We start from the raw sequence: 17,207 nt of genomic DNA on the forward strand, positions 1-17,207 counted from the left end.
CGGGGGAAAGGTGTGCTATAGTTATATCAGTAAAAAAAGATTTATACGGGAGGATGACCATGGAACCATATCAGATCAGAGAAGATTTTATTCGCTGCGGAATTCGCAGAGAGGCGAAAAAGAATCAATATCTGTTTGATCCATCGCGTGAGGGCTGCGATAATATCTGTTTTCTGGATGAGGGGATCGCGGCTCTGACACGGATCAATGATGATGGAGAGGAGCATGTTTACCTCTATTTTGGGGAAAAGCGGCTGGTTGGCTTTGCCAATGCACTGGTGAAACACTTTCCTTATGACTGGCAGCGCTATATCACCCCTTCCCCGTTCTGGATCACGGCAAAAACAAATTGTGTCTATTACAGCATGCGGGAAAAACAGTTTGAATCCATGATGGATTCTTCCCCGTATTTCACCCAGTGCGTGTTAGGCGCAACCACTTTGAATTATCTGGAACTGGTCAATAAAATCCAGTGGATGATGGACGGCGACAAAACCGCACAGTTCTGTAAGTGGCTCCTGACCTACAGCATTAAGAAACGCGGAAAATCCATGATTCCCAAGGCATTTTCTTTTGTTGAGGTCGCCAACTATCTGGGCATGCATCCGGTAACCGTAAGCCGCATTGCCAGGAAGCTGAGGGAGACGGGAATTATAGCCCGGGAAGACGGCTGTCTGGTTATCCAGGATGAAGAAAAATTGAGAGCGATGACGCTGCTGCAGAACGGATGAGGCAAACCGCTGTCAGTCAAAGAACGGAGGGCAAACTGAACCATTCAGTTCTGCCCTCCGTTATCCGATTACCAGTCAATTGCTGCTGCCGGAGCCCAAACGCCGGCCTGGGCTCCGGAATCAAATGATTTAGTTTCTGTTTCCTTTAATATTCAAAAACTCTTCAAAACACTCGCACATCCTGATCGCATCCTTCGGATCTCCCATCTCACAGAAAATCCTCAAAAGCGGTTCTGTTCCGGAAAATCTTGCGATAATCCAGCCGCCGTTCTTAAAGTACACCTTGCAGCCATCCAGATAGGATATCTTGTCGATCTCCAGATCCATCTCAGGAAGCTGTTTCTGGATTAAAAGGGTGTCATAGATCTGATCCTTCTTCTCCTGGCTGAACTTGTAATCCCGCTCCTCCATATGGATTGCGCCGTACTCGTCCTCAATATCCCTGGCAATCTGGGACAGCTTCTTGCCGGTAACGGCGATCATCTCCACCAGAAGCGTGGAGGCGTAAATGCCATCTTTGCCGTTGATATGGCCGCGAACCGTCAGTCCGCCTGAGGACTCGCCGCCGATGATGGCATTCGTCTCATTCATCTTCGCAGAGATATATTTGAAGCCAACCGGCACTTCGTAGCACTTCTCTCCAAAGCCTTCCGCAACCTTGTCAAGCATGTGGGTAGTCGCCACGTTGCGGACTACCGCGCCTTTCCAGCCTTTGTACTTGACGAGATAGTAATAAAGCATTACCAGAATGTCGTTGGGATGGAGGAATTTGCCCGTATCGTCGATCACGCCCACACGGTCGGCGTCTCCGTCGGTAGCGATACCGATGTCGCACTTGCGGTCCACCACGTAATTCTGGAGACTTCTTAAGGTAAAGGCTGACGGCGCCGGCAGTTTTCCGCCGAACAGTGTGTCGTGTTCTTCATGGATCACCTGAACGTCACAGCGGGCAGTCGCCAAAATGGTCCGAAGCGATGTATTGCTGACCCCGTACATGGGATCAATGGCAATCCTCAAACCGCGGTCCCGGATCGCCTGCATATTGACGGCACTGATAATATTATCCAGATATTCATTTAAAGGATTGATCTCCTCGATGATTCCGGTCTCGATGCCTTTCTCATACTCCATCACGCGAACCGCCGGCTCCTCCGAATCAGAACCCCGGGTTACGCAGGCCGCTTTAAGCACTTCCTCCTCGATTCCATGAATATACCGTTCAATCTCCTGTGTCTGAAGTTCATCCGCGTCGCGGCCTCCCTTTGTAAACACCTTGATTCCGTTATAGACCGCGGGATTATGGCTGGCTGTAATCATCATGCCGTAAGGCATCTCATGGCGCATGACAAAGAACATGATGAGCGGAGTGGGGGCGGAACCAAGAATGAACTTCACTGGAACACCCTCTGCCGCAAACACTTCACTTGCCCAGATCGCGGCTTCCTTTGATAAGAATCTCCTGTCATAGCCGATAGCGATCCCCTGCTCCGCTACCCCCTCATCCTTCATTTTATTGACGAGAGCCCTGGACAGCTTCTGGATATTCTCCCTCGTAAACTCATCGCCGATGACGGCTCTCCAGCCGCCGGTGCCAAATTTAATCATGATTCTCCTCCTTTATCTCCCATGACAACAGTAACTTCATGACTGCTTCCTGCTTCTGACACAGGTATCTTACTTACCTTCCTGCCATCCAGTATCAGTTCCTTAACGCCCTTCATTACGCCTTCCGGATTCTTCACGGAGATACGGTACTCTGCGCCGCGCCATACGCGAGTTACAGAGAACTCCTTCCAGTCCGCCGGAATGCACGGATCAATCTCCAGGCTGTCAAACTGCGGGCGAATCCCCAGCATGTAGCGGGTGGCTGAAAAATACGCCCAGCCGCCGCTTCCAGTCATAAACGGGTGGCGTGCCCGGCCGTAAGCCGTATGGTCCTTTCCCATAATAAACTGACAGTAGGAATACGGCTCCGCCTCCCTGATCTCTATTATATCATTCTGATAGTAAGGACACAATGCATGGTAGAATTTCATGGCCCGGTCGCCTCTTCCCAGTCTGCATTCCGCAGCCCACGCCCATGGATTGGGATGGCTGAAAATGGATCCGTTTTCTTTGACGCCCGGATAAACTCTGGTGACAAAGCCAATATCATCATCCGGAACCGTATAGGAAGGGCCGTTCAGCATAATGCCGTAGGGGGTGTACAGATATTCGTCCACGGCATCCATGGCTTTTATCCCCTTTTCATAATCTGCAGCGCCGGACAGCACCGCCCAGCTGTTGGACTCCAGATGCAGCCTGCCCTCGCGGTCCTGGTGAGTGCCGATCTTTCTTCCATTTTTTGTGATGCCGCGGATATACCAGCCGTCATCCCACAGTTCTCTGTCGCAGGTCTCTTTCACCGTGCGGAGCATGTTGGTATAAACCTTCACATCCTCCTCTCTTCCCAGCCACGATGCCGCTTCCAGGAAATTATCGATCGCCCAGTAGTGGAGGAAGGATACGAGTGCGCTCTCTCCGCCTCCCAGATTCAGACAGTCGTTCCAGTCTGCCCGGAGCCCCTTGCAGACGCCGTGCGCTCCGATCTGTTTTGCGGAGAAATCCAGGATCTTCTTCATATGTTCATACACCGTACCGCTTCCGCCGTCGGCATACGTAATGATTTCATCAAAGAATCCGTATTCCCCGGTCTCCTTCACATACTCCACGATGGAGGCGATCAGCCACAGAGCGTCGTCAGAGCAGGTATCCTCCAGACCGTGGATCATATCAGAAACTTTCGGAGTCGGCACAACCGTAGGTGACTTGAAAGGCTTCACCTCCGTATCCGGGTCAAACCATTCCGGCTGAAACAGATGGAGACCGTATCCGGCCGATACGAGACCGCGAAGCAGTTCTACCAGCCTCTGGCGGCATTTTTCCGGATTAGAGTGAGGAACCGTCATGGCATCCTGCGCCGTATCCCGGTATCCCAGACCGGTCCGGCCGCCGACCTCGATAAAGGAGGCAAACCGGGAGAACATGACGTTGATCTCCGCCTGGTACAGTGTCCACGTATTGATCAGTGTGTTCATGCCTTCATCCGGGGTTTGGATCTGAAGGCGGCTGCATTTATCGTCCCAGAACGCCTTTAAATCGCTGTACGCCCGGTCGACCGCTCCGTGATCCGAGTACTTCGCCCGCATAGCGCGTCCTGCTTCCCGTTTCCCCTCGCCAAGCAGGAATATAAGCCTCGTCTCCTCTTCCGGCTCCAGCTCCAGACGTCTCATCAATGCGCCGCAGTGATTTCCGCCTTTCTCAGAGCTTCCGCTCATCTCCCCCCGTTCCACCGCCACGGGATTATCCTCTGTGTGGTAGAGGCCGATGAATTTGTCCCGGAGGCAATCGAAGCCGTCCGGTTTAAAATCTGATGTAAAGTACTGGTATCCAAACTCCTCATAGAATAAATCGTGCTCAATAATGCCGTCTTCAAAGGAAGAACCGGCGGCATACAGACTCATCTGAAAGTTTTTATTATCCATTTCTATATGGTGGAAGGAAAGCTCACAGTAAGAATACACGCTTAATTTCCGTTTTCTCCCGCTCTCATTTTTCAGCTTCACATCCCACAGTTCTACAGGATCGTCAATCGGAATGAACAGCGTCTGCTCCGCTTCGATTCCCTGGTAATCACAGCTGTATGTCGTGTAGGACAGGCCATGGCGGCAGGTGTATTTTGCCTGATCGAGAGGTTTTCCCACCGGCTGCCACGATATACTCCAGAATTCCCCCGTCTCATCATCTCTCACATAGACGTAATGGCCCGGCCGGTCCATCGGGACGGCATTCCCCCGAAACTTCGTAATTCTGTGGTATTCCGGGGATTTGTAGAAGAGATATCCGCCTGCCGTGTGGTTCACAACGGCGCACATATCCTTTACTCCCAGGTAATTGGTCCACGACGTGGGCAGATCTACCCGGTCGATCACATACTCCCTTTTTTCATTATCAAAATGTCCGTACTGCATCCCATCATCCTCCTCTAGTCGCTTACGTTCTATCTCAATTATAGAATTTTCACAAAAAATAGGTATGGCTGAGAGTGTGAAAATTTGTCTAACCTTGCGCGATCCACGAAAAGCAGGGGTTGCAAAGCCTGCGTTTCTATTATAGAATAGGGGGAGCGTCAAAAAAGGAGAATATACACATGAAGAAAAATGCAATCGTTGGCCAGTCCGGCGGCCCAACCGCCGTCATCAACGCGAGCCTCTACGGCGTCATAAAGGAAGGGATAAACCAGGAAGCCATTGATCACGTCTACGGCATGATTAACGGAATTGAAGGTTATATGTCCGGTACCTGTATGGATTTAACCGCGAATTTAACTTCAGATGAATTAGAGCTTTTAAAATTAACACCGGCGGCCTATTTAGGTTCCTGCCGTTATAAACTGCCGGAAGACTTATCCTCACCATTCTATCCGGCTCTGTTTGAGAAGTTTCGGAAGATGAACATCGGATACTTCTTCTATATCGGAGGCAACGATTCCATGGACACCGTCAGCAAGCTGTCCCGCTACGCCTCCCACCACCACAGCGAGATCCGGTTCATCGGTGTTCCGAAAACCATAGATAACGACCTCGTTCTCACCGACCATACCCCCGGCTACGGAAGCGCTGCAAAATATGTAGCCGATACGGTCCGGGAAATCGTTCTGGACTCCTCCGTCTATCAGCAGAAATCCGTCACCATCGTAGAGCTGATGGGCCGCCACGCCGGCTGGGTAACGGCTGCCAGTGCTCTCGCCCGTAAATACAAGGGGGACAACCCGGTACTCATCTATCTGCCGGAGACCCATTTCGATTTTGAACAGTTCACAGAGGATGTGACTGCCGCCCTGTCGAAGAACAGCACCGTCGTCATCTGTATCTCAGAAGGCATCTCGGATGCCAGAGGCAAATTTATCTGTGAATATGCGGATGCTGCCCGTCTCGATACCTTCGGCCACAAGATGCTGACCGGCAGCGGTAAGATGCTGGAAAACTTCATACGCGATAAATTCGGCGTCAAGGTCCGTTCCATCGAATTAAATGTCAATCAGCGTTGCTCCGGTATGATGGCTTCCGCCACGGATATTGAAGAATCCGTTCTTGCAGGCCGTGAAGGCGTAAAGGCCGCTGTCTCCGGGCTGACCGGGCGCATGATCTCTTTCCTGCGAAACGAAAACGGATCGTACCATTTAGAATGCGGTACGGTTGATGTAAATGAGGTCTGCAACAGGGAAAAACTCTTCCCCTCTGAGTGGATGAATTCCCGCGGCACCGATGTGACACAGGCCTTCCTCGATTATGCGCTTCCTCTGATTCAGGGAGAGGTGCAGAGGAAGACGGAATCGGGACGGCCGGTTTATCTTTATCGTAAGAGCCCGGTTCAAAAATAAAGGCAAATGCGCGTCAATCCCATTAAACAAAAGGGATTGACGCGCATTCTATTCTTATAATTTCTGCTTAAATGTGTCTAACAGTTCTTCCCCTGCTCTAATCTCCGCAAAATATCTTTTGTCATCCCAACGTCCTCCAAACGGCTGACCGCAAAACACCTTTTGCCTGCATCCTTTAAAGAGGCCCCTATATGATAAGACCTATTATCAATCAAAACAATCGATGCATCTGCGCTCCCGTTTGAGGTAACAATCTGTGACCTCAAACACATATACTCTTCATATGTAAGCTGAAAACGGAACGCTTCAGGGAATCGTGCTATATTTCGTTTAACTGCCTGATTAAAGACCTTCGTCTCCACCTGATAAAGATCCGCCAGATCACTATCCATCATAACCTGCCGGCCGCGTATCACGTATATTAAATTCCGTATTTGTATATCCTGCATGAAAATTCCAGGCAACTGTTTTTTCTTCTGTTCCAAAGTCTCCTCTATATTCCGCTGTTCTTTTTCCATAATGCCTCCTCATACATACCACATATACAATATCATTTTGGGCAGTCACAAAAGTCAGTTTAGAATTCAATCATATAACAAATACATGGGGATCATTGTGAATATCCCTTCTTCCTATCAGGAATTTTCCAAGAATGCCGTTTATTCACCAGCTGCTGGAATGAGAAACAATCAGAATAGAGAATTTAATGAAGAAAGAATCCCGCAAAGGGGAGTTTCCGCCTGCGATAAGTCGCTTTAGCGTCATGAAGCCTTGCAGATAAACCTGCAACCATAATTATCATATCATGAAGCCTGAATGAACACAATATCAAACTTTTTATATTATTTTTCCTTATGAATAAAAATCAGGATAAGCTGAAGAAACTCCTTAACTCATCAGAGTTTCTCCAATTTATCCTGATTATACCGCAGACTATTTCAAAAACCCATTCACAATCTGCGCTTCCGCTTCCGCCTCGCTGAGTCCCAGCGTCATCAGCTTGATAATCTGGTCTCCCGCTATTTTTCCGATGGCCGCCTCATGAATCAGGGCTGCATCCGTGTTGTTTGCCGTGATCTTCGGAATTGCGCTGATATTGGCGTGATCCATGATGATCGCATCACATTCAGAGTGGCCCGCACATCTGGAATTGCCGTTGATCTCCGCAAGAAACGTCTGTCTCGAATCATCTCTCGCCACCGCACGGGAAATCACGTTGGCGCTGGAGTCATCACCGTTTAAATTCACCACAAATCCGCTCACCGCCTCCTGAGCGCCGTGTGTCATCAGTCTCTCCTGGATAACCAGCTTCGCACCGGCTGAAAGCTCGGCCTTCGTGTTCCGGTTGGTGGAATCCACGCCCTTGATCTGAACCATCTCCATCTCCATGTAGCTGTTTTCCTCCAGATACACTTCGGTGCCCGGATTCATGATTCTCTTACCGTTTCCATCTCCCTCGCCGTAGTGTTTCTCCACGTATTTCACTTTGGAATTCTTTCCTAAGTAAAAACGGTGGATTCCGTCGTGCCGGGAATCCTGCTGCCCGCAGTTACTGATGCCGCAGCCCGCGACGATCACCACATCTGCGTCGTCTCCAATATAAAAATCGTTATAAACCACCTCGGTTAAGCCGCTCTCGCTTAACACAACCGGGATATGAACGCTCTCATGCTTCGTACCCGGCTTAATATGAATATCGATGCCGGTGCCGTCGTCCTTCGATGTGATATCGATGTTGGCCGTCGTATTCCGGCCCGCTGTCTGGCCGTTGGCGCGGAGATTATATGCGCCTTCCGGCACGTCATGTAAATCAGCGACTTCCTCTAACAGCCGCTTCTGAATCTCATCCATCTTTGCCATGTCATGCCTCCTCCTTGTTGTAGAACTTCGTACAGGCATCCACTGCGGAAGCTGTCCCCAGAAGATGAGGAAGGATATCATCCTTCGGGCCCTGCATGCTGATCTGACCGTTTGCAATGACCACGATCTCGTCTGCAATATCCAGAATTCTCTCCTGATGAGAGATGATTAATATCGAACCGTTTTTGATGTTGTGGCGCATACGCTCGAATACCGCAATCAGATTCTGGAAGCTCCATAAATCGATTCCGGCCTCCGGCTCGTCAAATATAGAAAGCTTTGTGCCGCGCGCCAGCACGGTAGCGATCTCGATCCGCTTCAGTTCGCCGCCCGATAAGCTGTCATTGACTTCGCGTTTGATATAATCCTTGGCACATAAACCTACTTCGGATAAATACTGGCATGCATCCGTAATGGTAAGCTGCTTTCCCGACGCAAGGCGCAGCAGATCGAATACTTCAATCCCTTTAAAACGGACCGGCTGCTGGAATGCATAGCTGATTCCGCTCTGAGCGCGCTCCGTAATGTTTTTCTCTGTAATATCCACCCCGTCCAGCTGAATTCTCCCGCCGGTCGGCTTCTCAATTCCCGCAATCAGCTTCGCCAGAGTCGATTTTCCGCCCCCGTTGGGGCCGGTGACGACGACAAATTTATTGCTCTCTATGGTCAGGTTTAAATTCCTGATAATCTCTTTCTGGCTCTTCTCATCCTGTACGCCAAAAGATAGGTTTTCTAATGTAAGCATATGTCTCCTCCTGTATCTCTTACTCAAACACCCGCACATGCTAGTATACACCATTTTTCCAATCTTTACTATATTTTTTTTCATATCGGTTCTTTTTCCCGCCTCCTCTTCATACAATTATAACAATATCCGTTTTACCATTCATAAGAAAACACACATAAGGGAGAAATGTATATGAAATCCGATATGATACTTGACAACATACCCTGCGGTATCGTAAAGCTGAAGGCCGTAAGCGGCTTTCCTGTCCTCTATGCCAACGATGAATTTAAGCAGCTGCACGGAGCCGCAAAACGCCTGGAAGACATCGTGGAACCGCCGGATTATCAGGAACTGGAACAGGATATTCTGGGGCATCTGGGTGATGCGCCGGCACGTTTTGAGTTTGAGTTTCGAAGTCCAACAGAGGGAGGAGACTTCTGCTGGTACCTCATCCGCATCAATTACGTCCCCGGAGGCGGGGAAGAAGTGCTGTACGGCATCCTGATTGATATAAACGACAGAAAGAAACGGCAGGAAGAGTTACTCATCCGAGAAGAGCAATACCGCCTCGCCAGCCGGCACTCCGGATGCAACATCAGTATCTACGACATTCCTTCGAAAACGCTCTGTCAGCCGCACGATTCCGCATTTTCCTTTCCCAGTCCCATTTCATGTCCGCCAACCCCTGATTTCATTATCGATAACGGTATCATTCACCGGGAGAGCGTCCAGGATTTTCTGGACTTTTATGATTCTATGGAAAGGGGCGTCCCGGAAGGGAAATCGATCATCCGCATGAAGATGAAAAGCGGAGAATACCACTGGTTCTCCGCCTGCTACTCTCTTATCCGCGGACAGAACCGGGAACCGTTGAGAAGCATCATCTCCTATCAGGATATTACCGGACAGTATGAAAAAGAACTTGCCTATCAAAAATGGATGGAGTACATGAACGAGCAAAAAAAAGACTGTATCGGCTATTACGAATACAATCTCAAATACGATCTGTTTGAGGAGATCATGGGAGAGCTCACCTCCACCCTTCCGGAATACGCCCGGAACACCTTCTCAGACATCATCAATTACATCGCGGAACACTTCATATATGAAGAGGACCGCGAAAACTACCTAAAGGTATTTAACCGCAACCAGCTCCTCTACCATTATTACCACGGCAACCGCTCCCTTCAGACGGAACACAGAAGACTCCGCCCCGACGGCACCACCTACTGGTGCCTGGGACTGATCCAGATCGTCCCCGACCCGTATACCGACACCATCAAGGCGTTTATCCTCATCAAGGACATCGACGAAGAGAAAAAGGAGGCTTTGACGCTTCAGGAAATGTCGGAACAGGATTCCTTAACCGGCCTGTTAAACCGCGGTACCTCGGTCCGCGCCATCCGCCATATTTTAAAGAACAGCCAGGATCACCATATTCTGATTATGCTGGACATCGACCGGTTTAAACAGATCAACGACCGGTACGGCCACCAGTTTGGAGACAAAGCGCTCCGCACTGCGGCCGCGCGCTTAAAATCAGCGCTCCGCCGTGATGACATCTTCGGCCGCCTGGGCGGAGACGAATTCATCATACTGCTGAAAGACGTCTCCTACTCCATGGACCTATATGCCCGGCTGGAGAATCTCTGCAGCCTGATCGGCAGCGCCCTGGAGCCGGAGGCACATATATCCGGAAGCATCGGCACCGCGGCCTTCCCGGAGGACGGGACTACCTTCGAGGCGCTCTATGAGAAGGCCGATATCGCACTGTATCACGCCAAGCTGCACGGGCGCAACCAGTACGCCGTGTATGAACCCGGTATGAGCATGTCGAAGGATATGGAGTGACAGACTCCCTCAAAGAAACAGAGAACAGGAGCGGCGGTATCCTTCGTGATACCGCCGCTCCTGTTCTCTGTTTCTTTCGTGCAGAAGAAGGGACTTGAACCCTCACGGTATTGCTACCACACGGACCTGAACCGTGCGCGTCTGCCAATTCCGCCACTTCTGCATTGCCATACAGCATATAATTGTACGAATTGGTTGTCCAATTCATACAATTATATTACTATATTTATCCAAATTAATCAAGTACTTTTTTCAATTTTTCAAAAATAATTTATTTTCCTTATACATACCCCAGTAATCCCGGCAGCCACAGCGACAGGATCGGTACGTAGCTGACCAGCAGGAGGACGATAAAAATAGCCGTAAAGTAAAGGAGAAGCGGCTTGATGACATTTTCAATTTTCGTCTTACCTACCTTTACACCTACAAACAGCGTCGTGCCTACCGGAGGCGTGATGGTTCCGATACACAGGTTAAAGATCATCATGATGCCGAAGTGGACGGTATTCATTCCCAGCTTCTGGCAGATGGGCAGGAAGATCGGCGTAAAGATCAGACACGCCGGCGTCATGTCCATGAATGTACCGATGACCAGAAGAAGAATATTGATGATAAAGAGAATAACATAACGGTTATTGCTGATGCTCAGCATGGCTTCCGATACTGCAGACGGAATACCGGTAAAGGCCATAACCCAGCTCATAATGCTGGAAACGCCAATCAGGAAAATAATAATTCCCGTCATCTCCGCACTGTCCAGGAAAATCTTCGGCAGTTCCGTAAGCTTAATCGACCGGTAGAAGAACAGGGACAGAATCAGGCTGTATACAACTGCCACCACGCTCCCCTCCGTCGCCGTAAAGATCCCGGAGATGATTCCTCCGATTACGATAATAATCATCAGCAGACAGGGAATCGCCTGGAAAAACACCTTCACCTTTTCGCTGGCGGAATACCGCTTCGTACTGCGGTAGCCGCGCTTTTTCGCAAAAAAGAAGATCACCAGCATACAGGCAAGTCCCCAGAGGATTCCGGGAATATAACCCGCCATAAAGAGCGCCGCAACAGAGGTTCCTCCGCTGACTAAGGAGAAGGTAATCATCACGTTGCTCGGAGGGATCAAAAGTCCGGTTGGCGCCGTCGCAATATTGGCCGCCGCTGAGAAATCACGGTCGTATCCCTCTTCCTCCTCGATCGGCCCGATGATGGAACCCATGGCGGAGGCCGCCGCAGTACCGGAGCCGGATATCGCTCCAAACAGCATGTTGGCTACCGCGTTGGTGTGAGCCAGTGCTCCCGGAATTCTTCCGGTAAACAGTTTTGCAAAATTAATGAGACGGATGGCGATACCGCCTTTGTTCATAATGTTTCCGGCCAGGATAAAAAACGGAATGGCAAGAAGGCTGAACACCGAAATTCCCGAAAAAATACGCTGTGCTCCTGTAAGGACTGCCGCTCCCGTATTTAAAATAGGCAGTATGGCACAGATGGAAGAAACCGCCAGGGCGACCGCGATCGGCACGCCTGCAAGGAGCATAATCACCAGAAGGACCAGAATAATCAGTCCGCACGCTATCGCTATTGTATTCATACTCTCGCCTCTCCCTTCTCACTGAAATCTCCGTGCAGCATGTCCATACCATTCGTAAAGCTGAAATACATAATCAAAATTCCCGTTACCGGTACGATTAAGTAAACGTATCCCATGGGAATCTGAAGGGAAGCCGTCGTCTGAATCATGGTCAGCTTTACGATGGAGATTCCTCCATACACCATCACCACCGCCGCAAAGGCAAAGGTCAGGAAATCGATCGCCACCTCCAGAATTTTTCTGGCCGTTCCCGTTATCTTATCAGCCAGGAAGCCCATCCTCATATGGTCGCGTTTTCCAAATACGTAAGCGGATGCCAGAAGCGCCATCCAGGTAAAGGTATAGGTCAGCAGCTCCTCCGATATGGTACTCGGCCTGTTGAAAAAGTATCTCGTAACAATCTGATACGTTCCGATGACCGTCATCATGGCAAACAGGAAAATAATGAACAGTCCCAGAATCTTCATCAGGACTTCTCTGATTTTATGCAGTGTTTCCATTCTTATTCCTCCCCCTTCGCCTGTTCATTGACTGTCTGAATATATTCGTAAAAGCTGCGGATTTTCGGATTGTCATTCAGCATCTTCTCATGCAGCGGGAGCACTTTTTCCTTGAAGGCATCCACGTCCACATCGATGAATTCCACTCCCATGTCCTCTGAGGCAATCTTTTTCGCCTCCTCGATGCTCTTGTCCCATTCCTTCATCTCCACTTCCGTAGAAAGCGCGGCCGCATCCTTAAAGACCTGATATTCTTCCGGACTCAGTCCCTCCAAAAACTTTAAGTTGGCAACCAGCATGTCAGGCACCATCTGATGCTTGTTGTAGCTGTAATACTTCGCAACCTCACCATGCTTGTTGTTCGTTAATGCCAGCTCGTTGTTCTCCGCGCCGTCAATCACGCCCTGCTGAATCGCGGTATAAACTTCACCGAAGCCCATGGGGGCCGCCGCCGCGCCAAAAGAGTTCACCATGGAAACACTGGCCGGGCTCTGCTGGACTCTGATTTTTTTACCTTTCAAGTCTTCCGGCGTACGGATCGGTGTCTTTGCATAGAAATTTCTCGTTCCCGCGTTATACCAGGTCACGACCCGGAAACCCGCTTCATCGGTGGACTCGTATACCTGTTCCATATAGTCGGAGTCTTCCATCACCGTTTTATAAACATCCTCCGAATCAAACAGATACGGCATACTGAAAATCTCATAGACATCCGCAAACGTCTCTAAATTGGCAGTTCCCGCCACAACGAAATCAATTGCTCCCGTCTGTGTCAGTTCAATCGCTTTCTGAGCGGAACCGAGGATTTCATTAGGAAATATCTGTACCTCGTACTTATCCCCCAGACGTTCTTCCACATATTCCTTAAATGCCAGAAGCCCCAAATGTTCCGGATGAGTTTCCGACTGGGCATGGGAAATACGGATAATCCGTTTTCCGTCAGTGAGGGAACCACAAGCGGTCAGCGAAACCGCCATGGCCGCGGCCAGCAATACAGCGGCTGCTCTTTTCATCATTTTTTTCAACGCTCTCCATTCCTTTCATACATTACATAGACTCACATACTATTTATCCCCGTTCCAGGGTATGTATATACTTCCAAACGGCCGGAATACTTCCCGGCAGCAAAAACAGCCTGTAAGATCCGGTTTCTGCGCAGAACAAAAAATCCCCATGGCTGTTTTTGTGTTACGATATCGTTAAGATCTTGGCGCCTTCTTAACAGTAACATCATTATAAAGCCATGGAGATGAAATGTGTACAGTAAAATATTGACATTCAGGAGGGTAATATTACCCACTTTTCCAGCATCAGGAATTTCGTGTTATTTTGCCGGCGGCAGGCCATCCCGGTATTCCGACGGCAGCTGACCTGTAATCCGTTTGAAAATTTTGGAGAAATATTTGGAATCGCTGTAACCCACGCTTCTGCTCACGTCCTTAATATTAGCCCGCGGGTCCTCCAGCAGTTTTTTTGCCTCTTTCACCCTCAAGCGGGTGAGATATGCGGTAAAATTCTGATCGAAGCACTGCTTAAACAGACGGCAGAAATATACCTCTGAATAGTTCATGGCCCGCGCTGCATCCTGCATGGAAATATCACGGCTGTAATTCTCCCTGACATAGGCGCGAATGGCTGCGGCAACTCTGGAATATCCGTTCTCCGCCGCCTCTTCAGGGTCAGTATCCCTTTCCCGGCCGGTTCCGGCGCCACGCTCTCCCGCCTGGCCAGGCGCTCCTTCTGTCCCGTTTTCACTTCTGCCGCCGTCCCCGCTTCTGCTGCCGCTTTGCCCTGCCGCCTGAAAGGCTCTCCTTCCCCTGCACAGGTCCACCTGACGCATGGCTTCCTCCATTACCGGAATCAGCTCCTCATCGTCACAGGGCTTTAAGAGATATTCCAGCGCATGGAGGGAAACCGCACGTTTTGCATAGGAAAAATCGTCGTATGCTGTTAAAAATATGATAACGCAGTCCGGATGGCTTTTTCTGATCCATTCCGCCGCCTCCACACCGTTCATCCCAGGCATTCCGATGTCCATAATTACGATGGGCGTGTCGTTTTTATCCACCGACAGAATCGCCTGCATGCCGTTTTCCGCCTGGAAGACCTCGCAGCTCTCTCCAAAGTACTTTTTAAGTTTCCGGCTGAAGGACAGCCTCTCAATCTCTTCATCATCTGCAATTAAGACCCGGTACATGATTCGCTCCCCGCTTTCCCCTCTGTTTTCTGGTCTGTATCTCTGTATGTTCCATATTCCCTCATCAGAATATCTCCGAAGCGGTAAAGGCCATGCGGACAACGGTTCCCCGCCCCTCTCTGCTGTCGATCACCAGCTCCCCGTCGGGATACATGGTCTTAAGCCGCCTGCTGATATTGCTGACTCCGATTCCCAGTTTCTGGCTCTCACCACGCTTCAGTTCTTCCCTGATTTCCTCAAGCCGCTCCGGCGCAATCCCGGCTCCCGTGTCGGACACGGAAATAAAAATCCGATGTTCTTTTATCCATGACCGGATATGGAGCCGTCCGCCTTCCGGCTTTACTGCGAGCCCGTGGACAATGGCGTTCTCCACCAGCGGCTGTAAGGCAAATACCGGAATCATGACATCCATAGTATCCTGGCTGCATTCCGAGGTATACCGGATCCGGCTGCCGAACCGCATCTTCTGAAGGTAGATATAATCCTCCACCACCTTCTTCTCCCGCTCAAAAGGCATCACCGAGGCCGTAGATTTCAGGTTATAGCGGAACAGTCTGCTCATGGCCTGTATCATCTTCTCCGTTGTCTCCGCCTCCTCCATCTCTGCGGCTCCTGCGATGGTATTTAACGTATTAAACAGGAAATGGGGATTGATCTGATTCTTCAGCATCTGAAGCCGCACTGCCTCCAGCTGCTTCTCTGCCTCGTGCTTCTCCTTCAGCGCCTCAATGTAACCCTGTGTGGAAAGCTTCATCCTGCAGAATGCTCGGACGAGATCCGCAATCTCATCCTCCCCTTCCGGCAAAACGGAAGGGCCGCTGTAGTCATTTTCCGCAATCCGCCTGGAATCCTCAGCCAGCGCCTGCACCGGTTTGACAATGTATCTTCCGACCGACCGGTTCAGCCAAACGACCGTGGCCAGTGCCAGCGCTCCCCAGAGAATCGTCAGTGCCGGAATCAGGAGAAACAGCGGAATCTGCTTTTCATATCTGCGGACTCCCGCAGCCACATTCATCTCCTGAAGGCTCCCGGCATAGCTTTTGATATAATTCTGTATCTGGTAGATCTCATACAGCTTATGAACGAATTCAGGATCATCCTCATCCATCGAAAGCAGTACCGCCTTCCTCTTCTCGTACGTATCATAGCTGTTTCTCACGGACCACGTCTTTGCGAAACGTTCCGGCCCTGTCTCATCGTAATCATACGGCAGAGCTTCCAGAGCCTTTCGCGCCGCATTGCATGCTGCTTCGTACGCGGCCCTGTTCTCCTCCGAGCGGTTCCGGATCATCGTCTTAAAGGTCCGGCTCTCTGTTTCCATCGCCGCATGAAAGGAAGCGCTTCGGGAGTTGTCCTCCAGAATCTGCCGGAACCCGTTCATACCAAATCCGGCGGTCACAAGGTTCATCAGAATCGAACAGGACACAGCAAAGGCGGCAAGTACGGTAATGGTACCTGCCTTTTTGCGCAGAGGCAGCGAAATCCATGTCCTGCGTATCCGGTCTCTGAATGATCCGTTTTTCTTCCCCTTGTCCATATTGCTGTCCTTTCTCTGCGGCAGGCAGACGCTGCTGTTCACAGCCTTCAGCAAACAAACGGCTTTACCGTCTGCAATACCGGTAAATCGAAAAAAGGATTTCATAAAAGGTCTTCACCTTTCACAAAATCCTCATCCGGAGCTTTCGCCCATTCATGCGGGAGATGGGACTTGAACCCACACGAGCATACACCCACAAGATCCTTAGTCTTGCCTGTCTGCCAATTCCAGCACTCCCGCACAGCTAGATTATAATACCAATAAATGGAGAAAATGTCAATATGTTTTATCATTTTTATTTTAATTTTTAGCCGCCGCAGGACGCTCCTGTCCGAACAGCTTTTTGACATCGGAGGAACATCGTCCCCGCATCATAGAAAAAGCCCTGCAGACAAATTATCTGCAGGGGCTCCTGATGCAGAAGAAGGGACTTGAACCCTCACGGTATTGCTACCACACGGACCTGAACCGTGCGCGTCTGCCAATTCCGCCACTTCTGCATGTCTCTGCAATCTCTCGCAGCAACAGTAATTATTATATTATAAAAGGGGCGTCCTGTCAATCACATTTTTACAAATTTTAGAAAATATTTTTTTGTGTATATTTTTGAAAAAATATTGACAATTCTCTATAAAAATGGTATCATAATCTTCGTTGTGCGGGAGTGCTGGAATTGGCAGACAGGCAAGACTAAGGATCTTGTGGGTGTATGCTCGTGTGGGTTCAAGTCCCATCTCCCGCATTATTTTTTTTGAAAGGCCATCGCGGCGGTGACTGATGTAAACCGTCCG

13 protein-coding genes and 4 tRNA genes are annotated in these 17,207 nt (G+C 49.8%); 4 read left to right on the forward strand and 13 right to left on the reverse strand.

All coding sequences use genetic code 11. The features are described 5' to 3' along the window. Positions 1–59: 59 nt before the first annotated feature. The gene (locus tag NE473_RS16510) at positions 60–731 is read left to right on the forward strand and encodes a Crp/Fnr family transcriptional regulator (RefSeq protein WP_022033432.1); all 672 of its coding nucleotides are present in this window, start codon (positions 60–62) and stop codon (positions 729–731) included. A 129-nt stretch (positions 732–860) separates the two neighbouring features. On the opposite strand, the gene NE473_RS16515 is transcribed toward NE473_RS16510, so the two are convergent. Further along, a complete protein-coding gene (locus NE473_RS16515; protein ID WP_006775079.1) occupies positions 861–2,336 on the reverse strand; it encodes a phosphoglucomutase/phosphomannomutase family protein in 1,476 nt (491 codons plus the stop codon). Further along, positions 2,333–4,741, reverse strand: a complete 2,409-nt coding sequence (locus NE473_RS16520) for a glycoside hydrolase family 94 protein (protein ID WP_256265346.1) — start codon at positions 4,739–4,741, stop codon at positions 2,333–2,335. The genes NE473_RS16515 and NE473_RS16520 overlap by 4 nt, the downstream gene beginning before the upstream one ends. A 179-nt stretch (positions 4,742–4,920) precedes the next feature. Between NE473_RS16520 and NE473_RS16525 the strand changes: the two genes are divergently transcribed. Next, positions 4,921–6,153 (forward strand): 6-phosphofructokinase, encoded by a 1,233-nt coding sequence (locus NE473_RS16525; protein ID WP_055651989.1) that lies wholly within the window; start codon positions 4,921–4,923, stop codon positions 6,151–6,153. Positions 6,154–6,230: 77 nt separating this feature from the next. Here the strand turns inward: NE473_RS16525 and NE473_RS16530 are convergent, their stop codons facing one another. The 3 genes from NE473_RS16530 to NE473_RS16540 form a co-directional block, all read right to left on the reverse strand. Further along, entirely contained in the window at positions 6,231–6,671 is a 441-nt protein-coding gene (locus tag NE473_RS16530; RefSeq protein WP_055651988.1) for an ORF6N domain-containing protein, read from the reverse strand. Positions 6,672–7,086: 415 nt separating this feature from the next. Then, complete coding sequence (locus tag NE473_RS16535; RefSeq protein ID WP_022033427.1) at positions 7,087–8,013, reverse strand: SufB/SufD family protein; 927 nt, start codon at positions 8,011–8,013, stop codon at positions 7,087–7,089. 1 nt (position 8,014) lies between these two features. Further along, the gene (locus NE473_RS16540) at positions 8,015–8,758 is read right to left on the reverse strand and encodes an ABC transporter ATP-binding protein (protein WP_039892223.1); all 744 of its coding nucleotides are present in this window, start codon (positions 8,756–8,758) and stop codon (positions 8,015–8,017) included. Positions 8,759–8,932: 174 nt separating this feature from the next. On the opposite strand from NE473_RS16540, the gene NE473_RS16545 reads away from it, so the two are divergent. Continuing rightward, positions 8,933–10,591, forward strand: a complete 1,659-nt coding sequence (locus tag NE473_RS16545; RefSeq protein ID WP_155560988.1) for a sensor domain-containing diguanylate cyclase — start codon at positions 8,933–8,935, stop codon at positions 10,589–10,591. A gap of 79 nt (positions 10,592–10,670) precedes the next feature. Here NE473_RS16545 and NE473_RS16550 read toward each other — a convergent pair. From NE473_RS16550 to NE473_RS16585, 8 genes are all read right to left on the reverse strand, one after another. Further along, positions 10,671–10,754 (reverse strand) — tRNA-Leu (locus NE473_RS16550). A gap of 117 nt (positions 10,755–10,871) precedes the next feature. Beyond that, a complete protein-coding gene (locus NE473_RS16555) occupies positions 10,872–12,182 on the reverse strand; it encodes a TRAP transporter large permease (protein ID WP_006775087.1) in 1,311 nt (436 codons plus the stop codon). After that, complete coding sequence (locus NE473_RS16560; protein WP_006775088.1) at positions 12,179–12,682, reverse strand: TRAP transporter small permease; 504 nt, start codon at positions 12,680–12,682, stop codon at positions 12,179–12,181. The genes NE473_RS16555 and NE473_RS16560 overlap by 4 nt, the downstream gene beginning before the upstream one ends. 2 nt (positions 12,683–12,684) lie before the next feature. Continuing rightward, on the reverse strand, positions 12,685–13,698 hold the full coding sequence (locus NE473_RS16565) for a TRAP transporter substrate-binding protein (RefSeq protein ID WP_055651986.1): 1,014 nt from the start codon (positions 13,696–13,698) through the stop codon (positions 12,685–12,687). A 308-nt stretch (positions 13,699–14,006) separates the two neighbouring features. Next, a complete protein-coding gene (locus NE473_RS16570) occupies positions 14,007–14,879 on the reverse strand; it encodes a response regulator transcription factor (RefSeq protein ID WP_055651985.1) in 873 nt (290 codons plus the stop codon). A gap of 64 nt (positions 14,880–14,943) precedes the next feature. After that, positions 14,944–16,416 (reverse strand): histidine kinase, encoded by a 1,473-nt coding sequence (locus NE473_RS16575; protein ID WP_055652003.1) that lies wholly within the window; start codon positions 16,414–16,416, stop codon positions 14,944–14,946. A 156-nt stretch (positions 16,417–16,572) separates the two neighbouring features. Beyond that, positions 16,573–16,656, reverse strand: a tRNA-Leu gene (locus NE473_RS16580). 176 nt (positions 16,657–16,832) lie between these two features. Next, positions 16,833–16,916 (reverse strand) — tRNA-Leu (locus NE473_RS16585). 158 nt (positions 16,917–17,074) lie between these two features. Between NE473_RS16585 and NE473_RS16590 the strand changes: the two genes are divergently transcribed. After that, a tRNA-Leu gene (locus NE473_RS16590) sits at positions 17,075–17,158 on the forward strand. Positions 17,159–17,207 lie beyond the last annotated feature (49 nt).

It is taken from the genome of Hungatella sp. SL.1.14 (assembly GCF_024460495.1).
Taxonomy (GTDB): Bacteria; Bacillota; Clostridia; order Lachnospirales; family Lachnospiraceae; genus Hungatella; species Hungatella hathewayi.